A 24,149-nucleotide genomic window follows, 5' to 3' on the forward strand; every position below is an offset into this window, starting at 1 on the left:
TAAGGTATTTCGAATCTTTCGTAGACCGAACATTAGTAAACGGGTGATGCCCTATGATCATTGTCACCGTCGCTTTTAAATTGAACGAAAAACATCAACTATTAGAAATCCTAATAAGCCCTAGTTAACTTAACTATACGGGGCATAATTAGTCGGTATTTTACACATAAACGCGAATTGAATATAATTCACATTGAAAGTGAATGAAGTAACAAGTATTAGCAACTGGGTGTTTTGATCGTTATGTAGCAAAATTTTCCCCACTATGTTGGAGGATTGCAAATAACCTAGCATTAATTCATAAGGAGTGACAAGTATTATGAAAAGAGCTGCACTTACCCCAAAATTGTTGGTTTTAGGTGTTGATGGGATGGATCCAAGAATTACTCAGAAGTTCTTGGCTGAAGGAAAAATGCCTAATTTGAAGAAATTCATTGAACGTGGATCAGCTAGAGAAGATTTAAAGCTTCTTGGAGCAATTCCGACAATTACTCCTCCATGTTGGACAACCCTTGCTACCGGCGCTTACCCGGGAACTCATGGCATCACTTGTTATTGGAGACAATCACCAGAAAGTCTTGACGCAGTTGTTTACAATATGGATTCTCGCAATTGCACCGCAGAACAGATTTGGAATATCACATCCGAAGCTGGGATGAAGACCCTCGTTTGGCATTGGCCCGGGAGTTCTTGGCCTCCGACCTCTCACAGTGAAAACCTAAGTGTTGTAGATGGAACCCAACCCGGTTCTGTAAATATGGGTGTTGCTCAACTAGATTGGGAAAAGGTTATCATTGCTACACCTGACATTAAAGATGTACGCTATGCACCACGAGTAGACAAGCCAGCTGGAGTCGGCTGTATCATTACCGATTTGGAAGATTCTCTAGATGCAGATGTTGACGATGAAATGATGGAACTTTGGTGGGGGGATACAGCTCGTCAAGGCGGCGAAATTCGCACCTATGTCATGGACGATGAAGATACAGAAGTCGTTATCGGTAGTAAGGTAGCTTATGATATCGTTAACTCTCCTCTTAAAGATGCTACAGGTTGGGCGAATGCTCCGGAAGGCGCTAAAGAATTCACAATCCTAACCTCCGGTGGTGTTATGAGACGCCCTGCCTTAATTCTGAAAAATGAAGCTGGCGAATATGATCGAGTTGCCATCTACAAGAATAAGAAAGCCGAAGCGCCGATTGTTACTCTAGTTCGGGATGTAATGGAAACAGGAATTATTGATGACGTTACTAAGAAAGAAGTCACTAAGCCTGCTTGCCGTTCTATGAAAATTTTAGAGCTTGATCCAGCCGGTAACAAAGTTAGACTTTGGATTAGCAACGCACTTGATATTGCCAATGACCAATTATGGCATCCTAAAACACTCTTTAATGAAGTCATTGAAAATGTTGGCGTAGTTCCACCTGTTAGCTTAATCGGTGGTGAAGACGCTGAATTGGTTGGCGAAATTTTCGAACCTTCATGGGTAAAATATAATAAATGGCAAGCTGACTGCATGAATTACTGCATCAAAGAGAAGGGCTATGAAGTAGTATTCTCTCACCTCCACAACATTGACTGTGCTGGTCATCAGTTATGGCATCTTGGTAAGACACTAGCTCCTTGGGATCACACAGATGAAAAAACCTATCAAGGGTTTATTGAGAAGTTCTATGTTCAAACAGATGATTATCTCGGCGAATTCATGCATTTGTTAGATGAAGGTTGGACTGTATTCCTTCTCAGTGACCATGGTCTCATTGTAGGGGAAAACGTACCTCCGATCATCGGAGAATATGGTGGTCTTAATACAAAAGTCATGGAAGACCTGGGCTATACAGTTATGAAAAAGGACGAAAATGGCAATTCCATCAGAGAAGTTGATTGGGAAAAGACAAGAGCCGTTCAAATCCGCAGTAACTATATTTATATCAACCTTAAGGGCCGTGATAAGTTTGGCATTGTAGATCCAAAAGATAAATATGATCTAGAAGAACAAATTATTTCGGATCTGTATAATTACCGAGATGAAAGAACCGGCAAACGGGTTATCGGTATTTGCTTAAGAAACAAAGACGCTGTGCTGATTGGAGCTAATGGACCGGAATGCGGCGATATTTTCTTCTCAGTTGAAGAAGGATACAATAGGCTGCACGGAGATAGCATCTCAACTTCAGAAGGATATTTCGAAACCTCAGTTTCCCCAATTTTCGTAGCTGCAGGTTCAGGTATTAAGTCTGGATTTACAACAGAGCGTACGATCCGACAAGTTGATGTGGCTCCTTCAGTTTCAGTTTTACTCGGTCTGCGTTTCCCCGCACAGTGCGAGGGAGCACCGATCTATCAAATCTTCTCCGAAGAAGTTTAATAATCTATAGAACCTGTGCAGCTATCAGAGAGCAGCTGATAGCTGCCTTTCTGATAGCTGCCTTTTAAATAGATCTAGAGTAGACATTCATGAAGATAACCCTGAAAAATGGGATATATTAAATATAGAAATTAATTAGAGCCAAAGGCTTGAACCTGACAATATATGATTTAGCACGATAAACTATAATGATGTTTTAAGGAGTGTAGTAAATATGTCTTTGCAACAATTAAACTCAAGTCAGTTTGAAGAAATCATTTATGACAATGCTGAGGCCTGCTTGGTGATGTTTTCAAGAAAAGATTGTCATGTATGCAAACAAGTTGCTCCAATGTTGGAAGAAATGAAACCTCAATATGAAGGAAAATTCGGCTTTTATTATGTGGATGTTGAAGAGGATAAAAACTTATTTCAACGGTTTTCATTGAAAGGGGTTCCTCAAGTCCTCTTTTTCAATGACGGAGAGTATCAAGGTAAACTTGCAGGTAAGGTTGAAGAGGAAGCTATTGAAGAGAAAATCGCAGAAGTTCTTGGAGCCTAGTTATCAAATTATAAGGGGATGTTGAATTCGTGGATAATTACTATGATTTGATCATTATAGGGGGAGGCCCCGCTGGACTTTCTGCTGCTATTTATGGTGGTAGAGCTAAGCTGAAGACTCTAGTTATGTATAAAGGGACGATCGGTGGTTTAGTAGATACAACTAGAGAAATAGTTAATTATCCCGGATATATCCAAGTCAGTGGACCGGATCTCATGAAGGATTTCAAGAAACATGCAGAGCATTTTAACGTTGAATTCCTAAAAGAAGAAGTCACGAGCGTGGATTTTTCCGGAGAAGAAAAAATCATTAAAACCAAAAAAGGTAAGGAGCTCTCAGCCAAAGCTGTAATTGTTGGGTGTGGAAGTGAGCCGAGAATGTTAAATATCCCTGGTGAAAAATCCCTGCGAGGGAGTGGAGTTGCATACTGTGCAACCTGTGACGCAGAGTTTTTTGAAGGGGAGGATGTTGTTGTTATTGGCAGTGGTGACCAGGCTATTGAAGAAGGCATGTTCATCACCAAGTATGCTCGTAAAGTGACTGTAATTGTACTACATGATGAAGGAATCCTCGATTGTAATAAAGTAAGTGCAGAGAGAGCATTTAACAATGAAAAAATAGAGTTCATTTGGAATTCGACCATCGAGGAAGTTCTCGGAGAAGATAATGTTGAAGGGGTAAAAATAAAGAATCTCAAAACCGGCAGTTCATCCGAACTTACCTGTCAAGGGGTATTTTTCTTTGTTGGAATGATTCCGTCAACTCGTTTTCTAAAGGACAGCGGACTCGAAATGGACAACAGAGGATATATTCCGGTTAATGAGAGTATGGAGACCAACCTAGAAGGGATCTATGCCATTGGTGACAATCGAGTAAAATATCTGAGACAAGTTGCGTCTGCAGTTGGTGACGGTGCGACTGCTGCTGTGGCAGCCGAAAGATATATCGAAGAATTGCATCATTTTAATGCTAATATTCTCCAAAGTGACAAGAAGACACTGTTATTATTCTTTAATGCCTTAGTGAATGAAAGCTTGGAATTTAGCACCTTATTAGAAGGACTCATCGGTGAAAATGGTGACGAATATAAATTGGTGAAAGTTGATTTAGCAACTAAGAAAAGCCTGGCAGGCAAATATGGAATCGAAAAAGCACCCACTGTAGTCGTATTAGACAAAGGTGTAGAAATCAAACGACTTGATTGTTGCATGGATAAAGAGAAGCTACAATCTCAATTATTTTAGACTTAAACTCGAAGTAAGATACAATTCAAAAATACAACGACCACAAGGCAAACTTCCTTGTTGGTCGTTTTTTGTAATTAATTCGAGAAGAGTTAACATAATGATTACCATTACTTAATGATAACTTAATCTTGATACCATATACTTGATATTAACTCAACAAATTGTTTTAATTTGGTGAATGATGATGATTATGGTAAGATATTATTGTGAGATCTGAAAGCTACTATTAAAGATAACTGTTTATTTTAGCGTTTGAATATTACTCTAAAGCTATTAATTATTAGTAGAAACCAATCTTACCAATCACCAATGCATTGGTGATAGAGTCTTAAGATAATTGTGATAATTATCACGAATAGGATCACTTCTAATCATTACATATTGGCTTTTAACCTACTATATCGTAGGTCTCCTGTGATTTTGGTGGCTTCGGTCTCCTAAATAATTAAGTTAACCAAACATAACAGCAGTGAAAGGAATGATTGAGTAATGGCAGAGAAGAAAAAGATGAATCAAAGTATTTTAGCTTTAGTAATTCTTTTAATTGCCGTAGCAGTCGGGATTGGAACCTTTAATATCATGAATATCGTTCGTACTGCCAAAACAAACATGGATTTGTATTCAACGACCTTAAATGCCAATTACGACCAAAACCTTCGCCTTGTGACTCAGCAAGCAATCAGCACCTTAGAAGGCATATATCAACTGCAACAGCATGGCGTACTAACAGAGATTCAGGCCAAGGAACAAGCAAAAGAAATAATGACTAAAATGAGATATGGTGACGATGGTACCGGATATTATTGGGGAGATACTACGGATGGGATATGTGTCTTTCATGGCACAAACCCTAAGGCGCCGGGCACAGACCGCAATAATGCAGCCGATTCTAAAGGTTTCCTATTTATCCAGGAGATTTTAAAAGTTGGTCAGAACAATGGAGGGTATGTGGATTATTGGTTTCCAAAGGCTGATCCTAACGATAAGCAAGAATACCCCAAGCGAGGATATGCTCTAGAATTCAAACCATGGAAATGGGTTATCGGAACGGGTAACTATATTGACGATATTAATAAAGTCATCGCCGATCGACAAGCCACAGCCGATGAAGAAATGTGGCAAAATATTGCTTACTCAGGATTAGGAATGCTGGGGGCTATAGCCATTTCAATTGGGTTTGCCTTACTGATCAATCGCAGGATTTCTCAGAAGATTGCACCTATCGCAGAATCGGCCCTGCAAGTAGCAGAAGGGAATTTAGATATTCCTGAGATTAGTGTGACATCAGATGACGATATAGGGCTCCTAGGAAAAGCCTTTAACGATATGACTAATAATCTACGTGAGTTAGTGGAAAAAGTCTCGCAATCTTCCGGATTGGTTGCTTCAACTTCCCAGGAACTAACTTCTGGAGCAGAACAGTCTGCTCAAGCTTCCAATCAAATTGCCACTGCTATTTCAGAAGTCTCTTCTGGCACTGAAACCCAATTGAATGTTGTTAACAATACAACTGAAATCGTGAACCAAATGCTGATTGGGATAAATCAGATTCTTGACAGTTCTAAAGTAGTTACCGATACATCAGAAAGAGCAGCACAATCTGCGTTAGATGGTATGAAGGCAATTGACAAAACCATGGATCAAATGAGTAATATTGAAAAAACCGTGAACACCTCTGCTCAGGTCATTAACAACTTAGGAGAAAGATCCAAAGAGATAAGTCAAATTATCGATGCGATCTCTGGAATAGCTCAACAAACCAATCTTTTAGCTCTTAATGCTGCAATTGAAGCTGCTCGTGCGGGAGAACAGGGGCGTGGCTTTGCGGTGGTTGCAGACGAAGTACGTAAGCTTGCAGAGCAATCGAGTGAAGCCGCAAAACAAATCTCTGCCCTTATTCTCGAAATCCAAGAAGATACTCAACAGGCAGTTGCTGCTATGAATAAAGGAACTCTGGAAGTCTCAATTGGAACTAAAGTTGTAAACACTGCAGATGATGCTTTTAAGGACATCAATGATTTGGTCACAACGGTGTTAAACCAAGTTCGAGAAATTACTTTAAAAATCGAACATACTGCCGAGGGAAGTAATCAAGTGGCAGAGGCAGTTACCGAGATTAATCAAGTCAGCAAATCAATTGCAGTTCAGACTCAAACAGTTTCGGCAGCAACTGAAGAGCAATCTGCTTCCATTGAAGAGATTGCAGCCGCTAGCCAAGTGCTCTCGAAAATGGCTCAAGAAGTGGAGCTGACTTTAGCAAAGTTTCGATTATAAGTGAAAAAAAGACTAAGAGCAACAACGTTTGTGCTTGCTCTTAGTCTTTTATTATTCATTCTTAATCGTAGCTTCTAGCACCCAGATAACGAGAGGAGTAAAAGCTGTCGCTAAGACTTGATATTTTAACATCGCTATTGGGATTACTGGCATGGACAAAACGTCCGCCCCCGATATAGATGCCAACATGTGAGGCACCCTTAGCATAGGTTGAAAAAAATACTAAATCACCTGCTTGGAGGTTGCTCTTGTTAACCGGAGTTCCTGAGGCGAATTGGGCATAAGATGTTCGTGGGAGAGAAATCCCGGAACTAGCATACACGTATTTGGTAAAACCTGAACAGTCAAAGCCTTTTGTTGTGGTTCCGCCAAAGACATAAGGCGTACCCTGCAAGCTGACTGCCCGATCTACTACCTTCGAGGAACCGCCACTTCCTCGAGATACTGTAGAAGCTACCATGACAGGCCGATTACTGGGGCCTTGGGCAACAACACGGTTAACCGGATTTTGAGTTACTTTTTCTTCTAATACTTGCTTGGTAACGTCAATGCCGTTTTTTTGTACATAAGAATATGTAACGATTTTTGAACCATTACTACCCTGTTCAAGTACTTTGGTTTGTCCGACCCTCAAACTACTGTCGGTCTTTGTGACAACATCATAAGGAATTGTTTCCGGACCGGAATATGTTCCTTGACTTACGACGGTAAGAAAGGGTGTTGAAGAAACAAGCTTGATAACTTGCCCGGGCTGCAATTTGGAGTCCTTGGTTACTCCCGGGTTACCTGCTAATACTTCATCAGTCAACATATCATTTTTACGGGCAATAAGCCACCAAGAGTCGTTAGGTTGGACGGTATAATCCTTAGTGGATATTTTACCATCAGTCAAGACTTTAAAAGCCTGGTCAGGGGAAGTTAGCTGTTCCGGTAAGACTTCTGCCTCTTCTACACTAACCTTCTCGGCAAAACTAACAGAAGTAACCTTGTTCTCCTCACTGGGTTTAACATAATAGTCTTCGTATTCTTTAAGGAGTTTGTCGGAATCCTCTTTAGTGGGTAAAAATGCGATCAGTGAGCCATCAGCTTCTAACTTATACCCATCAACATAAGTACTCAATTTATCCTCTAACGTCTCCTCGCTCAAAGTAGATGTCAGATAGACCGTGGGCTTTACCCTAAGGGATTCATAGGTTATTTGGTCATGAGTTTTAGCAACCACTCCGAAAGGCTCACCCTGTTGTTTGAGAATGGTCTCCACAAGGTCTTTACCGTTATCAACACTTCTTACTAAACCAATCTGCTCACCGTTAACCATGACAGCAGCTGCAGAAGTTGTGGTTGAAAGATAATAGGTAAGTCCTCCGGTTAGGATAACCGCAATAGATAAACCGCTGATAACACGTGGAGATTTCCATGAGACTTTTTGCAGAGTAGTGCCGCAAAATTGTTGAATTAGCTTTCGTTTCTCATTCAAACTAGGAGGCAAATGCATGTTGTTTTCACCTTTCTCGGCTTACGAGGTTAGCTGACGGATTCGGGCATAAGGTGTAAGCCCTACGCATAAGGTATGCGTTTCACCCCAAAAAAAAATCCCCCGTTCTAGGTGACTAGATTAAGCCTTCATACTTTTTATCAACGTTATATATTCGACATTATACTTAAATCTCCTTTTATTTTTATAAAGAAATACATGGAAAACGATGAATAAATTGTGAGTTTGGATACCTTCGCGTCAAAATAGGTTTATAAAATTTGTTTCGCAAGGATAATGGGTCAGACCTTGGGTAATATTATCTCGCACTCCTGGTAATTCAGCAACTTCCTCTTTGGCGAGATCAGTGGTTGAATTGGTTTGAGAATAGTTTGATGTTCTATATAACTTAGATCTATGCCCCCCCTAACAAAAATAAATTTTTTATTTTCTGATATTTATATTAGAATTACTTGAAAGTAAGTATATTTAAAATATTTAAACTGCTAATCAATATGCAATCTAGTGTAATAATTTGCTGGATTTTGCAAAAGGTATGAGAGGGGGATTTGTATGCTATTACGTAATCGCAAACCAAAAACTACTGTAGCTCTTCGCCAGCGACAACTATTTCATGTAGGAGATCGTGTCAAGACTAGTAATCATTATGTAGGAACTGTGGTTCGGGTTGATCGTGATGAAGCTGGGGAATACATTGTTGCTCGATTAGATGAAATACCGCAAGAATTTGCATACGATCCAGATGATCTTTTGAGAATCTAAATAATCTTTGAATTTCATGAGAAGCACCCATTTCTAAAAGTGGGTGCTTCTTATTGTGCACTAGGTGGATTGAGTATTAATTTTTGAAGGAGTATTTGGAAACATGTTGAAATCTTAAAAGGTATGTTGCTGTACTAAACTTCTCTTTAAGGGAGGGAAAGATAAATGTACATTAGGAGTAATAATAAGCCGGATATAATAATTATCGGCGCTGGAATCATTGGACTAAGTATCGCTTACAACTTGTTGGAAATTGACCCGAAACTTTCAATCACTCTTTTAGAAAAAGAGAAATTATTGGGAATAGGTTCCACTGGAAAATGCACAGGAAGTATCAGTTATCAATTGAGCAGTCCACTTCAGCGTCGCCTGAGTCTGCTCAGCAGAGATTTTTTCCGAAGTTTTGATACTGTCTTTGATACCCCGAGTTGGTATTGGGAGAAGGGGCATTTATTATTAGCGGATAACGAAGGTTTATTAAGGGATCTCCAATCGATCTCAATTCAAGCCGACGCTGATAACATCCCCATGAACCTAATGAATCAAGAAGAATTGCAAAGGGAGTTCCCATATTTGCACAGAGACCGGTTCTTAGGAGGGGCTTTATGTTCATGGGATGCCTATGCCGACCCCTATGCTGTATTGGCGGCCCTGTACTCAGCGGTGCGCCGTAAAGGTGTCGAGGTATATTTTGAACATGAAGTAAGGAGAATCATCATTGATGGGGAGACAATTAAAGGTGTTGAAACCAGACAAGGGGTATTTGAAAGTCCCTTCGTCGTGAATGCTGCTGGCCCTCATGCTGCACAATTAGCTGAAATGTCTGGCTTTACTCTTAAAATCCAGCCTTACCGTCGTCAGGTTTACGTCTGTACAAACCCTAAAGATGTTCCCAAAGCTTCTCCTACAATCATGGATTTATCCTCTGGCTTTTATCTGCATCAGGAAGCTAGTGGAAAAACAGTGTTATTAGGGGGAACAGATAAGTACACTTGGCCGGGATTGCAAGAAACAGTAGACAAATCCGTGGCAGAAGACTTTTTTATGACAACCATGGAAATAATACCTTCTACGATTGATATAAAGTGGCTGCGAACTTATACGGGACTTTGTGAACTAACCCCTGATTTTCATCCGATTGTTGGTGAAGCATTAGGATTAAAGGGGATTTTTTTCGCTAACGGGTTCAGTGGACATGGCTTTATGCATGCACCAGCCATCGGGCGGATCGCAGCAGATCTGATTTTAAAGGGTAGTACAGACCAGATCGATGTTAGTTTACTCCATCCAGATCGGTTTCCGTTAGAAAACCGATAAAGCAAATTTCCTTGTATTTACAGAAGTATAATGTTCGTTGCATACCAGACAAATTTTCTTTTTACCTACGTTCACAAATGAGTTTACACTTATGCCGTGGAAAAATTAGATCGAGGAGAAGAAACCGAAGATCATGAAGAATATTTTTAAAAATGCTGTTGAGATATCTAAGGAAATTTGTAGATTGAAATTATCCCAAGGAGATATAGCTGTTGATTGTACCATGGGGAATGGAAATGATACGGTATTTCTATGTGGTTTAGTTGGAGAAAAGGGGAAAGTTTATTCTTTCGACATCCAAGAAGAGGCAGTTATAACTACTAGAAAGAGGCTTCAAGAACTCAATTTGCTAGCAAGAACTGATATAGTACTTGACGGGCACCAGAATATTGATAAATACGTCAAGGAAAATGTAGGATTAGTGATCTTTAATTTAGGCTATCTGCCTAAAGGGAATCATGAGATTACCACGAAAAAAGAAACTACCATTGAAGCTGTTCAGAAATCTATGGGGTTGCTCGAACCTAATGGAATAATACTGATAGTTGTATACTCAGGACATGAGAATGGCAAACTTGAAAAGGAGGCTTTAAAGAATTTCATCTCGACAATAAACCAGAAGGAATATAATGTCGCTGAAATTTGCTTTATAAACCAGATTAATAGTCCCCCGGAACTTATCTGTATCGAAAAGGTTTAAGGGTCAGGATAGGTAAATACTTCTATTTGCTATTACAATATATATTGTGTACAATTAAATTGTAAAAAATATAAAAGGAAAAGGTGACTAGCATGTCTATTTATGATTATTCATTTCAATCCATCGAAGGTAAAACAGTCTCTCTTTCTGATTTTCAAGGTAAAGTAATGTTGATTGTTAACACTGCCAGCAAATGCGGCTTTACTCCCCAATATGAGGGACTAGAGAAACTTTATCAAACTTATAAAGATCAAGGTTTAGTGGTGATCGGTTTCCCCTGTAACCAGTTTGCTGAACAAGAGCCGGGGACGAATAGTGAGGTTCAGGAGTTTTGTAAGATAAGATATGGGGTTACCTTCCCGCTTACTGAAAAGGTAAATGTACGGGATGAAAATGCAGATCCAATCTTTCAGTATCTTACTGAAAACACAACCTTTAACGGATTCGGTAAAGGCCTCAAAAACAAGGCCCTTGAACTAATGCTCAAACAGAAATACGGAAAGCAGTTCTCCGATAACTCTGTCAAATGGAACTTTACAAAATTCCTCATCGGCAAAGATGGGAAAATTGCAGGCCGTTTTGAGCCCACTGTCTCACCGGAAAGCATGGTATCCTCGATTGAGGAGTGCTTGTAATTGAACTGGGACGAGAAGGAAATGCTCAAACTTGACAATCAGTTGTGTTTTGCTCTTTATGCATGTTCCAAAGAAATTATTACCTTGTATAAACCGTACCTGAACTCTCAGGGACTAACCTACACTCAATATATTACACTCTTAGTATTATGGGAGGAGGATGGTCTCAATATCTCTGAGCTGGGGAATAAGCTATTGCTAGATTCAGGAACACTTACCCCTCTTCTGAAAAAACTTGAAAAATCTCAACTGGTAGAGAGAGTAAGGGATAGAGACGATGAGAGAGTCGTAAAGGTTTATTTGACGGAAAAAGGAAAAATGCTGCAGGAAACCTTTAGTGATCTACCGCAAAAGATGTTCTGGAATACAGGAATTCAAGTAGAGGAAGCCATAAAGCTTAAGACCATGCTGAATCAGCTGCTGGGAAACATTCGAAAGTTATAATGCTTTCCAGTTATATTGACAGCTGTAATTACCTGGCATATAATAACTAGTATTATATTTGAATATTATATAAAATGACTGATGATGAGAAATAGTATGTCTTATGAGAGTGTCTTAGCGAGTCAGAGGTGGTGAGAGTCTGATACAAGTCTCTTAGACAGAATGGTTCTCAGAGGTGTGATCCGAAAACCGTTAAAGTGAGTAGGTGATTCCGGGGGTTTCCCGTTACAGAGACAAAGGTATCGAGAATTGTGTTCTCCGTACCTGATAGATTAAGGTATTTGGTAGATTGTTTGCGTAAGTCCAATGGGTTCGTCGATTGGATTTGGGGGGAAATAATTGCCTTATACGAATTAAGGTGGTACCACGGAGCTTTCCGTCCTTTTAGGACAGAAGGCTCTTTTTTATTGTAATAAGAAAGGAGAGTTCAAATGGTTAAGGAAAAGTTACATGTACTGTCTGATGGCGGCTACGAAACAAAGGGGCATTTTGGTCCATATGGAGGTGCCTATGTTCCGGAGACCTTAGTTCCTGCTTTGCGAGAATTAGAAGAGGCCTACATGAGATCTGGCCAAGATGAGAGCTTTCAGAAAGAGTTTCGAGACCTGTTACAAAGGTATGTTGGACGACCATCTTTATTCTATGAAGCCAAGCGCTTATCGGAACAATTGGGTGGTGCCCGAATTTATCTTAAAAGGGAAGATCTCAATCATACCGGTGCTCATAAAATTAACAACACTTTAGGGCAGATTTTGCTCGCTAAAGCTATGGGTAAGAAAAGAGTGATTGCTGAGACAGGGGCAGGGCAGCATGGGGTAGCTACTGCTACGGCTTGTGCATTATTTGCTCTTCCCTGTGTGGTTTATATGGGAGAAGAAGATGTACGCCGACAGAAGTTAAACGTCTTGCGGATGAAGTTATTGGGAGCAGAGGTTCGCACTGTGACTCATGGATCATGTACTCTAAAAGATGCTATTAATGAAGCACTTAGGGACTGGGTGACTAATGTTGAGGAGACGTTTTATTGCTTTGGGACGGCAGCCGGACCCCATCCCTATCCTACAATTGTTCGAGATTTTCAGGCAGTAATTGGACATGAGACTCGGGAGCAAGCCTTAAAGGAATTAGGAAAACTTCCAGACGCGATCATTGCCTGTATTGGGGGAGGGAGTAATGCCATTGGTATCTTCCACCCGTTCATCCCAGACCCAGAGGTAAGACTAATTGGAGTCGAAGCAGGGGGAACAGGAAATAAGACGGGGGAAAATGCTGCGACACTTTGTTTGGGTGAACCAGGTGTTTTGCATGGAGCTTATAGCTATTTGCTGCAAGATGATGATGGACAAATTGTTGTAACTACATCTGTCTCAGCCGGACTTGACTATCCCGGCGTAGGACCAGAGCACAGCAACCTGAAGGAAACAGGGCGAGCAGACTATGTCAGCATTTCGGATCAAGAAGCGTTAGATGCCTGCTCCTTACTTTGTCAGACTGAAGGAATCCTGCCGGCCCTGGAAAGTGCCCATGCCATCGCCTATGCAGCTAAACTTGCCCCCAGACTCTCGAAAGATCAAGTGATCGTAGTTAATCTTTCGGGAAGAGGAGATAAAGATGTAGAAACCTTAGCTCAGTATTTAGAAGGAGGAGCAGATCATGAGTGAGAGACTTAAGGCGGTTTTTCAAACTAAACCTGCAGGGGTAACCCGTCTGATTTCATATATTATGGCCGGAGATCCTTCCGTAGAGGCAAGTCTGCGACGACTAAGGGGGCTGGCTGATTACGGAGTGGATATTTTAGAACTGGGAGTTCCCTTCAGTGATCCTATGGCCGATGGGGTGGTCATTCAAGCTGCGGCTGAAAGAGCTTTGAATGCTCAGATGACGGTGAAAAAAACCTTAGAACTGGTACAGGAATTTCGTAAAACTCACAACACCCCCCTTCTTTTGATGAGTTATCTGAACCCACTTCTTCACTATGGGTGGGATCGATTTGTTGAAGATGCAGCTGAGGCTGGAGTCGATGGATTTATCCTACCGGATTTACCTTGGAGGGAAGGCAAAGGGCTTAGAACAAGAACTGAGAAAAGTGTCGGCAACAAACTGTCTTTTATCCCGATGATTGCCCAAACCAGCCGTGAGCAAGATATTGAGGCCGTCTCTCAGGTAACCGAAGGATTTGCTTATGTTCTATCGCGTAATGGGATTACCGGAGGAGAAGTTGAAATCCCTGACAACGTCAGCGTGTTTATAGAAAGCTTGAGGGACAGCCTTCAAATTCCGCGTTGTGTCGGTTTTGGGATTCAGAAGGCCGAACAAGTCCGTGCATTAGCAAAAATTTGTGATGGAGTTGTTGTCGGCAGTGCTTTAGTAAAAGCCTTTGCCAAGCTTGATCAAGAGGGATTAGAGGAAAAAGACTTAATCGAGCAGGAAAAAGAAGTATTTACTTGGTTGGCAAGCCTTAAGCGGTAGGCAAGCGCTGTGGGGATATTTCTCAATGGTTAACTAAAGCCTCCACCATAACACCAGACTTTTTCTGGTGTTATTCTTTTTCCCTCGCCGAAGTCTCGATGTTCAGCTTTAGGTGAACGAATTTACTGTCGACTAAGTACCACTCTATTTAGAGCTTGCATATTTATTGAAAAGTCTAGACTTCCTAAGGGTTTACGGGTAGTGTCTTAATAAATGTGCATGGAAAAACAGTCTTTGGCGTCAAAAACCGTGCCCATGGTGTTAAACCAAATGGTGCACCGATTCACCATTTGTCCTCTCTTCAACTCGACGGGAGAGTAAATCACGATTCATTAGCAAGCCCAATTTAAATCGTTAATACTTAATTAATAAACTGTTTAGAAAAAATCAATAGATTTGGCCTAGAATATATCTTAGGAAGTTTTTGTAAATATTCAAAACCAATGTAAAATAAATAACTATTCTACAAGTATGTGAAGTATCAGGCCAAGATTTCTCGTCTAATTAGATATAACTCATTAACTCTTATTTTACTTAAAGAAAAAGATAAGAGTCGGTTTGCTATGGTCAATTTTCGATTAAGGGGGTGCGTAATGGAATCAGCTATTGAAACAGTAGATTTAGGGAAGATGTATAAACTAGGAACAGTCGATGTGGAGGTTTTAAAAGATGTTAATGTAATTATTCACAAAGGTGAGTTTGTTTCAATTATGGGACCATCGGGTTCGGGGAAAAGTACCCTTTTATATTTGATAGGTGGGCTGGATAAACCAACCTCAGGCTGCATCAGGGTCAATGGCAAAGAGATTTCTAAAATGAAGGATAAAGAAGAAAGCTCCATGCGCAGAAAAGAAATAGGATTCGTCTTTCAATTTTATAACCTAATACCCAATTTGACTGTAGAAGAAAATATTGTACTACCAATTTTATTAGACAGTAAAAAAATAAAAGGTTATAAGCAGGAGCTCAATGAGATTTTGACAATTGTAGGTCTTTCAGATAGAAGAAACCATACTCCTAAGGAATTGTCGGGAGGTCAGCAGCAAAGAGTAGCTATTGCCCGAGCGCTAATTAACGAGCCTGAAATTATTTTAGCAGATGAGCCAATAGGAAATCTCGATTCTAAAACGGGAACAGAGGTTATGGAACTTTTGAAGACCATTAATCGGGAAAGAGGAAGAACTATTATCCAGGTAACTCACTCGCGAGAAGCCGCGGATTATGGTCAACGAATCATCAACCTAAGGGATGGGAAGGTATGTCAATGATGAAAAAAGTATTTGTGATAGGACTCATCTTGATCTTAACGATATCAGGGTGTAGTAAAGAACCCGTAAAAAATAATGAAGAAAAGGTGACAAAAGTTGAAACTAAGCAGGTAGTCGAAGCTTTTGGCACGGTTAAGTCTACAGATGTTAAAACAATAACTATCGATTTCCTGACAGTTGTTTCCAAAATCAACGTTGTAGAAGGGCAAAAAGTCTCGAAGGGTGATGTTTTGGTTAGCTTAAACTCTCAAAACTATCTGACCCAAATTAGAAACAAGGAACTTGATATAAAAACATTACAAATTGAATTGGCTGGTTTAAATAGGGATTACGAGACGAAAAGAAGTAGTTTAGAAAAAGGCGATGATCCAGAAATTATGAGATATATAAATGATCACAAACATGCCCGGGTTTTACTTAGTAAAGCTCTTGAGGACTTAAAGGCCAGAGAGTCTTTGTATGCTGCAGGTGCTTTATCCCTTAAAGAACTGAATGAGTATCAGCAAACGGTCAATGATAAGGAAAAAGCCGTTTCTGATGCAGTTTTTTCGGAAGAAAACACTAGGAAAAAAATTCAGCAAGAGCTAGACCAACTTCGAACCTCAATTGATCAGAAAAGCCTTCAAGTTACCTCTAAGGAGCTTGAACTTGAAGCAATGCAGGAAAAGATGAACAAAAGCTACATAAAAGGTAATGAGATTATCGCAGATGTTCCCAATGGAGTAGTCACTGATCTTGGCTGCACTCAGGGAGATATAATTATTGACCCGGAGAAAAAACTTTTGAGTATTCTCAATAAAGACAGCGTTTTGATTGAGGCAAATGTGGCAGAAGAATTCATTAAGGATGTAAAGATCGGCGCAGAAGTTACCATAAGCCCGGACGCCGATAAATCACGAACTTACAACGGAAAAGTTTTATTTATTGCAGAGAAAGCAGTTCTGAAAAACAATGAAACGACTATTCCTGTTCGCATATCTATTGAAAATCCAGATGACTTTCTGCTTCCTGAATTTAATGTCGTTGTAAAGATAAGTTTCGATAGTACAAAGGTTGATGCAAAAGAATAATCAAGGTGCTACGAAGGTTCTTGGTTTAGGACTGGGGAGTTTCTTTAGGAGTGATAAGATTGGGCATAATCCTCAAGTTTATATTTAAAAGTATCGGCGAAAAGAAACTGCGGACTTTTCTGATCGTTTTATCAATTGTATTATCCTCGGGAGTTTTTTTTGCCTCAATAGCTATTTCAGGGAGTCTAGAGGAAATGATTATCAAGGGAATTAAAGATTCAATTGGTAACGCGGATATAATAATTACGCCCACCGAAAAATCTTCTTCCCCGTTTTTCTATATGAATAAAGCAGAGATATACAAAGATCGTACAGAATATATTATTGGAGAGATTCAGCAAAATGCAGTTTTCAAACCCAATAGGAATGAAGAAATAAGCATTAACTTGACAGGAGCATCTATTGAAGATCTCCAAGCAATGAACCCCTTTACAATTGAGCAACAGCATAATTTATATCCTTTTGAGGGCAGGAAGATCTTCATTGGTAAATCAGCTGCAGAAAAGTATCAATTGAATGTAGGAGACAGCCTGGAACTGGAATTAGGACAAGGACAACAAACCTCTAGACAAAAGTTCACGGTCAGTGGAATAGGCTCCTCGACGGGCTTTTTTAAAGGAACTTCAAAATCAATCCCTGTAATAGTACCCAGGGACTTCTTAAGTAATTATAATAATGCACGAGGTAAGGTAGGGACAGTCTATATTAAGCTGCTTAAGCCTGAAGATAAACAAGAAATGATCCAGCTGTTGTCTAATGACTATAAAGACTACAGGGTTTTTGAACTATTCCCTTTTGAAGAAATAAAGCAGGAAACTTTGATGATATCTGCTGTATTTTTGATGTTGTCATCCATTGTCTTTTTTATGAGCATATTCATTATTTACTCATCATTTAAGGTGATTACGACAGAAAAGCTTCCAGTCATAGGAACCTTTAGAAGTATTGGGGCTACCAAAAGGATGACAAACTTCTTATTATTAGGAGAAAGTCTTCTTTATGGTATCGTTGGTGGCATTTTAGGATGTGGAGTAGGAGTAGGGATCTTATATCTTATGTCTTATGCCTTAAGTAGAATGGTTAATGGTTCTGAAGGAATGGAATTTCAAACTACAATTCAGTTTTCGGGATTGAATTTTGTACTTGCCTTTATGATGGCAGTAGTTCTTTGTTTTGTCAGCTCAATCATCCCTATCTTAAAGGTATCTAAAATCCCAATCAAGGATATCGTTCTGAACTCAGTGCAAAAGAATACTACACGAAAAAGGTTATGGCTGATACTGGGCCTAGTATTTATGGTAGTTGCTTTGGCTTCTTCCTTTATTGAAGCAAAGGATTTAAGACCGATCTTTGGCAGCGTAGGAATGATAATGACTCTTACTGCTATCGTAATGCTTGTACCCTATATTACTTCCGTTTTTGTAAAGATCTTTGAAATCTTGTATGTTTTTATCTTTGGGAACATAGGTATACTTGCGGCTAAAAATTTGAGAGAAAATCAGAACATTATTAATAATATTTCTATGCTGGCAATAGGCATAGCTTGCTTACTTCTAATCAATACAGCCAGCTATGATAATGTCATAAGCATAACAGATCAGTTCAAGAATTCTTTATATGATATCGAAATGTATACGAATAAAGCAGATAGGAATATTGAGAAGCGCTTACTTATTATTGATGGTGTACAAGAAGTATATGGGGATTATGAGGCTTATGGAATAGAACTGACAGATAGAAATGATCGGATATCTCGCCTTAAAGGGATTGATAAAAGCAAGATTTTAGATTTCTGGAATATCGAGATGAATGGAGATATTGATGGAACCTTTGAAAGGCTTGATGAAGGTCGCAATATTTTAATAACACATACATTAAGAGAAAAATTGAATTTAAAAGAAGGGGATCTGGTAAACTTAAAATTAAAAAGTGGCGAAAAGGGTTATAAGGTGATTGGATTTTTCGATGATTTTGCAACAAGTAAAAATATTGGATTGATATCTCAAAGATTTTTTAAAGCTGACATGCAGTATAAGTATTATTCAAGTATTTATATTAAGACATCCAAAAATCCTGAAGATGTGCTAAAAAAAATCGAGGAAGAATTTATAAGACTAAAGCCCTACTTACAGACAAAAAACAAACTTCAAGAAGAATATTTGAGTTCCAATCAGCAAGTAACTTTACTGATGTCGGGTTTTTCGATTCTAGCAATCGTCATTGGTGTTTTTGGAGTATTGAACAATCTGCTAATAAGTTTTCTTGTCCGTAAACGTTCTCTTGCTGTTTTCAAATCAATAGGAATGAGCAAAGTTCAAACGATTAAGATGATTTTTATTGAAGCCCTCACAGGCGGTGCGATAGGAGGACTTTTAGGCGTAATAGCAGGAACCTTAATGATTGTTATTTTAGCTGGAACAAACAACTCAAAGAACATACATTTCCCGATAAGTTCCTATATAATATACGTTTTTGGTGGTATAATTCTAATGATTATTGCCTCAATAATTCCTGCCCTAAAATCCTCAAAACTTGATATAGTCTCGTCCATAAAACTTGAATAGATCCACTGCACAAGAAATATCATATCTGAGAAGTTATTAGGTATAGATCACTAATGAGGCTCGATGTTTATTGTTAAAAGGAGATTTAAGAAATGTTATTAATTGAGATTTTGAAAGCGATTATTCTGGGTATCGTGGAGGGAGTCACAGAGTGGCTGCCTATTAGTAGTACGGGGCATATGATTTTAGTCGACCAGTTTATACAGCTTAATATGAGTGAAGCTTTTAAAGAGATGTTCTTTGTTGTTATTCAACTTGGGGCAATCATTTCGGTCATCGTTTTATATTGGAAAAAGCTAATTCCGGTATCCTTTACAAAGAAGGCATCTATAAAATACGATACAATCATACTATGGTTAAAAATTCTTACTGCCTGTCTGCCAGCGGCAATTATTGGTCTGTTGTTTGATGATCAAATTGATGCTCAGTTTTATAACTATCAGACCGTTGCTGTTACGTTAATTTTGTACGGGATACTGTTTATCGTCATCGAAAATCGAAACTCGAAATTAAGACCAAGGATCAATAATTTAGCGCAAATCACCTATAAAACCGCTATGATCATTGGAGTGTTTCAAGTTTTGGCACTAATCCCCGGCACATCCCGGTCGGGTGCAACTATTTTGGGGGCTATCTTAATCGGTACATCCAGAACGGTTGCTGCAGAATTCACCTTTTTCTTAGCTATTCCAATTATGTTCGGGGCAAGCCTCCTTAAAATATTAAAATTTGGTTTAGTGTTTACTAATGCTGAACTTGTAATTTTATTAACTGGAATGGTAGTTGCTTACATAGTATCAATATTATCCATCAAATTTTTAGTGGGATACATTAAGAAGAATGACTTCAAGGCCTTCGGTTGGTATAGAATTATATTAGGAATTATTGTACTGCTTTATTTTTTCATTATGAGTTAGAACCAATCAATCTAAGACACCTGTTTCTTAAGCGGGTGTTTTTTATTTTGCTTAGGTGGAGTTAGAGTCCTCTAAGTCTCTATGTACCCTTTAGTTGAAGGGGTTCACTGTATTATTACGCGGTAATAATTTTCTTCGAGGAGCTTTTTGAGGGTCATGACCTGAGCTGCGTCGATGGTCTCTAACTCCAGTTCTACCTTTGCGTAACTGATGGGTATATCTAAGGTTTCTCGCCGATGTGAAACGGCAAGCACATTCGCCCCCTTACTCGCAATTAACTGTAAGAGTTGGGCTAGAGCACCGGGGCGATCACTAATAACAGTCGTAAGAAAGCACTTCCGACCATTTTTAACGAGTCCTTTGTCAATGGTGCGAGCCAGGATATTAACATCGACGTTGCCGCCGCTTAGAACTGCAACGATTTTGCGATTTTTGTAATGTGTCAACCTATGTATTATTCCCGCAGCAGAGGCGGCCCCTGCGCCTTCGGAAACAACTTTAGCACTCTCTAGGAATAATAACATTGTACTGGCAATTTCATCCTCATCGACGGCTACTATATCGTCAACATATTTACTTACAAGTTCAAAGGTAAGTTTACCAGGTGTTTTAACAGCAATCCCATCAGCAATGCTTGGAGTTCCATTAACTGTAATTAGGTGCTTGTTGTTAATCGATTCTAGCATTGAAGGATTATTTTTACTTTGGACACCGACAATCTTGATGGCTGGATTTATAGTTTTGAGTGCCAGGGCAACACCTGATATTAATCCGCCTCCACCAATTGGCAAGACGACAACTTCGACATCAGGCAGATCATCAAGAATTTCCAAGGCGATAGTCCCTTGCCCGGCAATCACCAGTGGGTCATTAAAGGGGTGTATAAATGTTGCTTGGGTTTCCGCCTGAATGCGTCGTGCTTCATTGTAGGCCTCATCGTATGCTTCGCCGTGCAGAATAACTTCTGCACCATACTTGCGTGTGGCAGTTACTTTGGAAAGGGGAGCGTGCAAAGGCATGACAATTTTTGCTTCGATTCCGTAAATTGCGGCGGCTACTGCCACCCCTTGAGCATGGTTGCCAGCTGAAGATGCGATCACACCCAGTGCCTTTTCTTGGTCAGTCAAGTTAGCAATTCTATTGTACGCTCCTCTAATCTTGAAAGACCCGGTGCGTTGTAGATTTTCCATCTTGACGAAGACCTGATTACCACTCATATTACTTAAACGAGGATTAAATACTAAAGCTGTTTTATAGGATACTCCTTGGAGCGTAGTTTTGGCATTTTTAATATCTGCTAGAGAAATATTCATAGAGTGGTTCCTTCCCTTGTAATTTATATATTCAAGCTATGTGAACATGAAATTACCTTAGTTTGTTCATTCGGAGTATGATCTATGAGAAAAAATCATTTTTGCCCACCTCGCAGCTCAAACCGCACGGATTGGCAATGCGAGCAGGACATTGAAACGCATCCTTACGTACATAAAGATAGTCAGAACATCCAGTGTTCTGACTATCTTTATGTGCATATTTTATAAGTTTAACTATAACCCATTATTATTCAGTGATTCCAAAGCCTCTCATAGCGTGTATTATGTGGAGTTTCATTGCGGTTTTTGCTCCTTCAGCATCTCTTTTTGATAAAAACTCCATAATCATACGATGATCATTCAAAGTGTTTTGAATCATTTCTTCATTTGTGTCAGATAATAGAACTCCCTTGTCAATCGCTTGATAGAGGATAGGCATCAGCCGATTCATAAATTCATTGTGGGTCGCCTTAGCTATGGATTTGTGAAATGCTTGCTCTGCCTCGGTTCGATCTTCCTTTTTTAGAATTAATTCTTCTTCGAGTCTGCCATAATATAAAATTCGTTCCAGTTCCCTATCGTTGGCCCGTTTAGCTGCATAATAGGCTGATTGAGGCTCAAAGATCAGACGCATTTCATAGAGATCCTTTACGTCTGGTTGGAGTGTGGAAAGTTCTTTAAGGCCTAAATCTTCATTCAAATCAAGATTATTCTTAACAAAGGTGCCTTTACCACGATAAATCTCTAAAACATTATGTGCAACTAAAATACGGATAGCTTCGCGTAACGTAGTGCGGCTAACTTGTAGAACTTCAGATAGTTCAATTTCGTTAGGGAGTTTGTCTCCTGAGCTGAATTTCTTATCTATAGTAATCATTGCCAGGATATTATCCGCTACATTTTCTGCCAGACTTCTTTTTTTCCTTGTCATGACGGCCCCCCCTAAAGTGAATACTATTAATACTGTATCCCAATATCTTTAAAAAGCAAGTCTAAATTCCTAAGTTTATAAATTGATAAATTCAAAACAAAAAGGCAACCATCAATTCATTAACTTGATGATGCCCTTTTTGTTAGCAGAGAGACTTTGTATAATTCATCGTTTCTATGAAATTTAACAAGTTAAACTAAATTTTCAAAAGCAGATCCATTAAGCGTTGAGAATTGATTTTTGGATGTTTCATAGGCTTCTATGGCATCATCCATTAGGAATGTTGACTCTTCTTTGCTCTTGTAGTGCTTTTATTGTTTTCGATATAGTGACTATTCAGTAAGGATGATGCTTCTGAACTGATGGATGAAATGAACCTATAAGCCTCCTTTACTTTTTATAAGTTTCTTTAGTTATCGATTGTAATTCTTTGAGTTAAGTTTGAAAACGCTTAAGTTGTTACTTAAAGTTTAAGCCATGCTTATTTAGGCGGTATAGGAGAGTTGGACGAGAAATCCCCAGATACTTTGCAGTCCTGGTCTGGTTATAATTATTCTTCTCTAAGGCTTTAATTATTAGACGTTTCTCTAACTCTTCTAGAGAAAAACCTCCTTCAGGAAGATTGATGATAGGATCTGAAGTGGCCTTCTCAAAGTTCTCTAGTAACTCGCTGGGCAGATGTATTGGCAGAATTTCATTGTTTTGGCAAACAATGAGTGGTCTTTCAATGGCATTTTGCAATTCTCTTATGTTACCTGGCCAATCATATCGAGTCAGAATTTTCATGGCTTCAGGAGAGATCTTCTTTGTATGGGAAGGATCAAATTTTCCTAAGAAATGATTAACTAAGAGAGGGATATCGTCTTTACGCAATCTTAAAGGCGGCATTTTGATTTGCATCACGTTTAAGCGATAATAGAGATCTTCCCTTAAGGTTCCACTAGCTATGGCTGTGGAAAGTTCAGCGTTAGTGGTAGCAATGACCCTTACATCGATTGGTATTGTTTCGGTTCCCCCGACTCTTTCAAAACATCTTTCCTGTAAGACCCTGAGTAATTTTACTTGCATGCTTATCGGCATGTCGTCGATTTCGTCTAAGAGGATTGTACCTTTATCAGCCATCTCGAAACGGCCTTTTTTTCTAGTTGTCGCACCGGTAAAAGCCCCCTTTTCATGCCCAAATAGTTCACTTTCCAACAGGTGTTCAGGAAGAGCGGCACAGTTCACCGCTATAAAGGGCATATTTGCCCGGTTACTGGCTTTGTGGATTTCTACAGCTGCAACCTCTTTACCGGTTCCGCTTTCGCCGGTTATCAAAACTGTTGCATTAGTTTTGGCAACCTGCTGTATTAATAGGGCAACTCCTTTAATGGCATCACTTTGCCCAATCATTTTCCCGTATTTCTCGCCTAACTCTTGACGCAGGTAACTTACTTCAAGTTCCAAATTAGATAAATGCAGAGCCTGTTTCACTTGGATTTTTAATTCGTCCAGTTTAAAAGGTTTGGTTATATAATCGGTAGCCCCAATTTTCATAGCTTCAATGGCGGTCTCAATAGTTCCGTGAGCAGTAATCATAATCACCGGCATATTTGGGTTTATGCCTTTGAGCCTTTTTAAAACTTCTAGGCCATCAATATCAGGCATCTTCAAGTCTAGAATAACCGTAGATGGTTCGGTTTCAAGTGCCAATTCAATACCTTGTAAACCCCTTGTTGCAGTAACAACTTGATATCCCTCGTGACTTAACGCCCTCTCTAAGGCCCAACACATTCTCTCTTCATCATCAATTACCAAAATTCTTGGAATCAAGAATATCACTCTCCTAAGCAGA

The 24,149-nt window shown here is 39.4% G+C and carries 19 protein-coding genes, 1 riboswitch and 1 other annotated feature; of the genes, 15 read left to right on the forward strand and 4 right to left on the reverse strand.

The window, feature by feature from the left end; genetic code table 11:
• The first annotated feature begins 319 nt into the window (after positions 1–319).
• From DP73_RS00905 to DP73_RS00920, 4 genes are all read left to right on the forward strand, one after another.
• Positions 320–2,368 carry an alkaline phosphatase family protein gene (locus tag DP73_RS00905; protein WP_034596763.1) on the forward strand — a complete coding sequence of 683 codons (2,049 nt, stop codon included), beginning with the start codon at positions 320–322 and terminating at the stop codon, positions 2,366–2,368.
• A gap of 178 nt (positions 2,369–2,546) precedes the next feature.
• Complete coding sequence (locus tag DP73_RS00910) at positions 2,547–2,909, forward strand: thioredoxin family protein (RefSeq protein ID WP_282432641.1); 363 nt, start codon at positions 2,547–2,549, stop codon at positions 2,907–2,909.
• A gap of 29 nt (positions 2,910–2,938) precedes the next feature.
• Entirely contained in the window at positions 2,939–4,153 is a 1,215-nt protein-coding gene (gene trxB, locus DP73_RS00915) for a thioredoxin-disulfide reductase (protein ID WP_034596768.1), read from the forward strand.
• A gap of 492 nt (positions 4,154–4,645) precedes the next feature.
• On the forward strand, positions 4,646–6,430 hold the full coding sequence (locus DP73_RS00920; protein ID WP_052090322.1) for a methyl-accepting chemotaxis protein: 1,785 nt from the start codon (positions 4,646–4,648) through the stop codon (positions 6,428–6,430).
• A gap of 61 nt (positions 6,431–6,491) precedes the next feature.
• Here the strand turns inward: DP73_RS00920 and DP73_RS00925 are convergent, their stop codons facing one another.
• Positions 6,492–7,925, reverse strand: coding sequence for a C40 family peptidase (locus DP73_RS00925; protein WP_034596769.1), 1,434 nt, complete (start codon positions 7,923–7,925; stop codon positions 6,492–6,494).
• Positions 7,926–7,928: 3 nt separating this feature from the next.
• A riboswitch (cyclic di-AMP (ydaO/yuaA leader) is annotated at positions 7,929–8,062 on the reverse strand.
• Positions 8,063–8,477: 415 nt separating this feature from the next.
• On the opposite strand from DP73_RS00925, the gene DP73_RS00930 reads away from it, so the two are divergent.
• From DP73_RS00930 to DP73_RS00980, 11 genes are all read left to right on the forward strand, one after another.
• On the forward strand, positions 8,478–8,687 hold the full coding sequence (locus DP73_RS00930; protein WP_034596771.1) for a hypothetical protein: 210 nt from the start codon (positions 8,478–8,480) through the stop codon (positions 8,685–8,687).
• 165 nt (positions 8,688–8,852) lie between these two features.
• Positions 8,853–10,004 (forward strand): FAD-binding oxidoreductase, encoded by a 1,152-nt coding sequence (locus DP73_RS00935; RefSeq protein ID WP_034596773.1) that lies wholly within the window; start codon positions 8,853–8,855, stop codon positions 10,002–10,004.
• A 133-nt stretch (positions 10,005–10,137) separates the two neighbouring features.
• A complete protein-coding gene (locus tag DP73_RS00940) occupies positions 10,138–10,704 on the forward strand; it encodes a class I SAM-dependent methyltransferase (protein WP_128751358.1) in 567 nt (188 codons plus the stop codon).
• A 92-nt stretch (positions 10,705–10,796) separates the two neighbouring features.
• A complete protein-coding gene (locus DP73_RS00945; protein WP_034596776.1) occupies positions 10,797–11,339 on the forward strand; it encodes a glutathione peroxidase in 543 nt (180 codons plus the stop codon).
• Positions 11,340–11,783, forward strand: coding sequence for a MarR family transcriptional regulator (locus DP73_RS00950; protein ID WP_034596778.1), 444 nt, complete (start codon positions 11,340–11,342; stop codon positions 11,781–11,783).
• A gap of 72 nt (positions 11,784–11,855) precedes the next feature.
• Positions 11,856–12,170: a binding site (T-box leader), on the forward strand.
• 44 nt (positions 12,171–12,214) lie between these two features.
• The gene (trpB, locus tag DP73_RS00955; RefSeq protein WP_052090323.1) at positions 12,215–13,444 is read left to right on the forward strand and encodes a tryptophan synthase subunit beta; all 1,230 of its coding nucleotides are present in this window, start codon (positions 12,215–12,217) and stop codon (positions 13,442–13,444) included.
• Entirely contained in the window at positions 13,437–14,252 is an 816-nt protein-coding gene (gene trpA, locus DP73_RS00960) for a tryptophan synthase subunit alpha (RefSeq protein WP_034596780.1), read from the forward strand. Before trpB ends, trpA begins: the two co-directional genes overlap by 8 nt.
• 593 nt (positions 14,253–14,845) lie before the next feature.
• Positions 14,846–15,520, forward strand: a complete 675-nt coding sequence (locus tag DP73_RS00965) for an ABC transporter ATP-binding protein (RefSeq protein ID WP_034596782.1) — start codon at positions 14,846–14,848, stop codon at positions 15,518–15,520.
• Entirely contained in the window at positions 15,517–16,590 is a 1,074-nt protein-coding gene (locus DP73_RS00970; protein WP_034596783.1) for an efflux RND transporter periplasmic adaptor subunit, read from the forward strand. The genes DP73_RS00965 and DP73_RS00970 overlap by 4 nt, the downstream gene beginning before the upstream one ends.
• Before the next feature lie 50 nt (positions 16,591–16,640).
• Positions 16,641–19,154, forward strand: coding sequence for an ABC transporter permease (locus tag DP73_RS00975; RefSeq protein WP_242865658.1), 2,514 nt, complete (start codon positions 16,641–16,643; stop codon positions 19,152–19,154).
• A 92-nt stretch (positions 19,155–19,246) separates the two neighbouring features.
• The gene (locus DP73_RS00980) at positions 19,247–20,071 is read left to right on the forward strand and encodes an undecaprenyl-diphosphate phosphatase (protein ID WP_034596785.1); all 825 of its coding nucleotides are present in this window, start codon (positions 19,247–19,249) and stop codon (positions 20,069–20,071) included.
• Positions 20,072–20,175: 104 nt separating this feature from the next.
• On the opposite strand, the gene ilvA is transcribed toward DP73_RS00980, so the two are convergent.
• The 3 genes from ilvA to DP73_RS00995 form a co-directional block, all read right to left on the reverse strand.
• The gene (ilvA, locus tag DP73_RS00985; RefSeq protein ID WP_034596786.1) at positions 20,176–21,384 is read right to left on the reverse strand and encodes a threonine ammonia-lyase; all 1,209 of its coding nucleotides are present in this window, start codon (positions 21,382–21,384) and stop codon (positions 20,176–20,178) included.
• A 247-nt stretch (positions 21,385–21,631) separates the two neighbouring features.
• A complete protein-coding gene (locus DP73_RS00990; protein WP_034596787.1) occupies positions 21,632–22,315 on the reverse strand; it encodes a FadR/GntR family transcriptional regulator in 684 nt (227 codons plus the stop codon).
• A 459-nt stretch (positions 22,316–22,774) separates the two neighbouring features.
• Entirely contained in the window at positions 22,775–24,127 is a 1,353-nt protein-coding gene (locus DP73_RS00995; protein WP_034596788.1) for a sigma-54 dependent transcriptional regulator, read from the reverse strand.
• Positions 24,128–24,149 lie beyond the last annotated feature (22 nt).

Origin of the sequence: Desulfosporosinus sp. HMP52 (genome assembly GCF_000765145.1) — a bacterium.
Classification (GTDB): Bacteria; Bacillota; Desulfitobacteriia; order Desulfitobacteriales; family Desulfitobacteriaceae; genus Desulfosporosinus.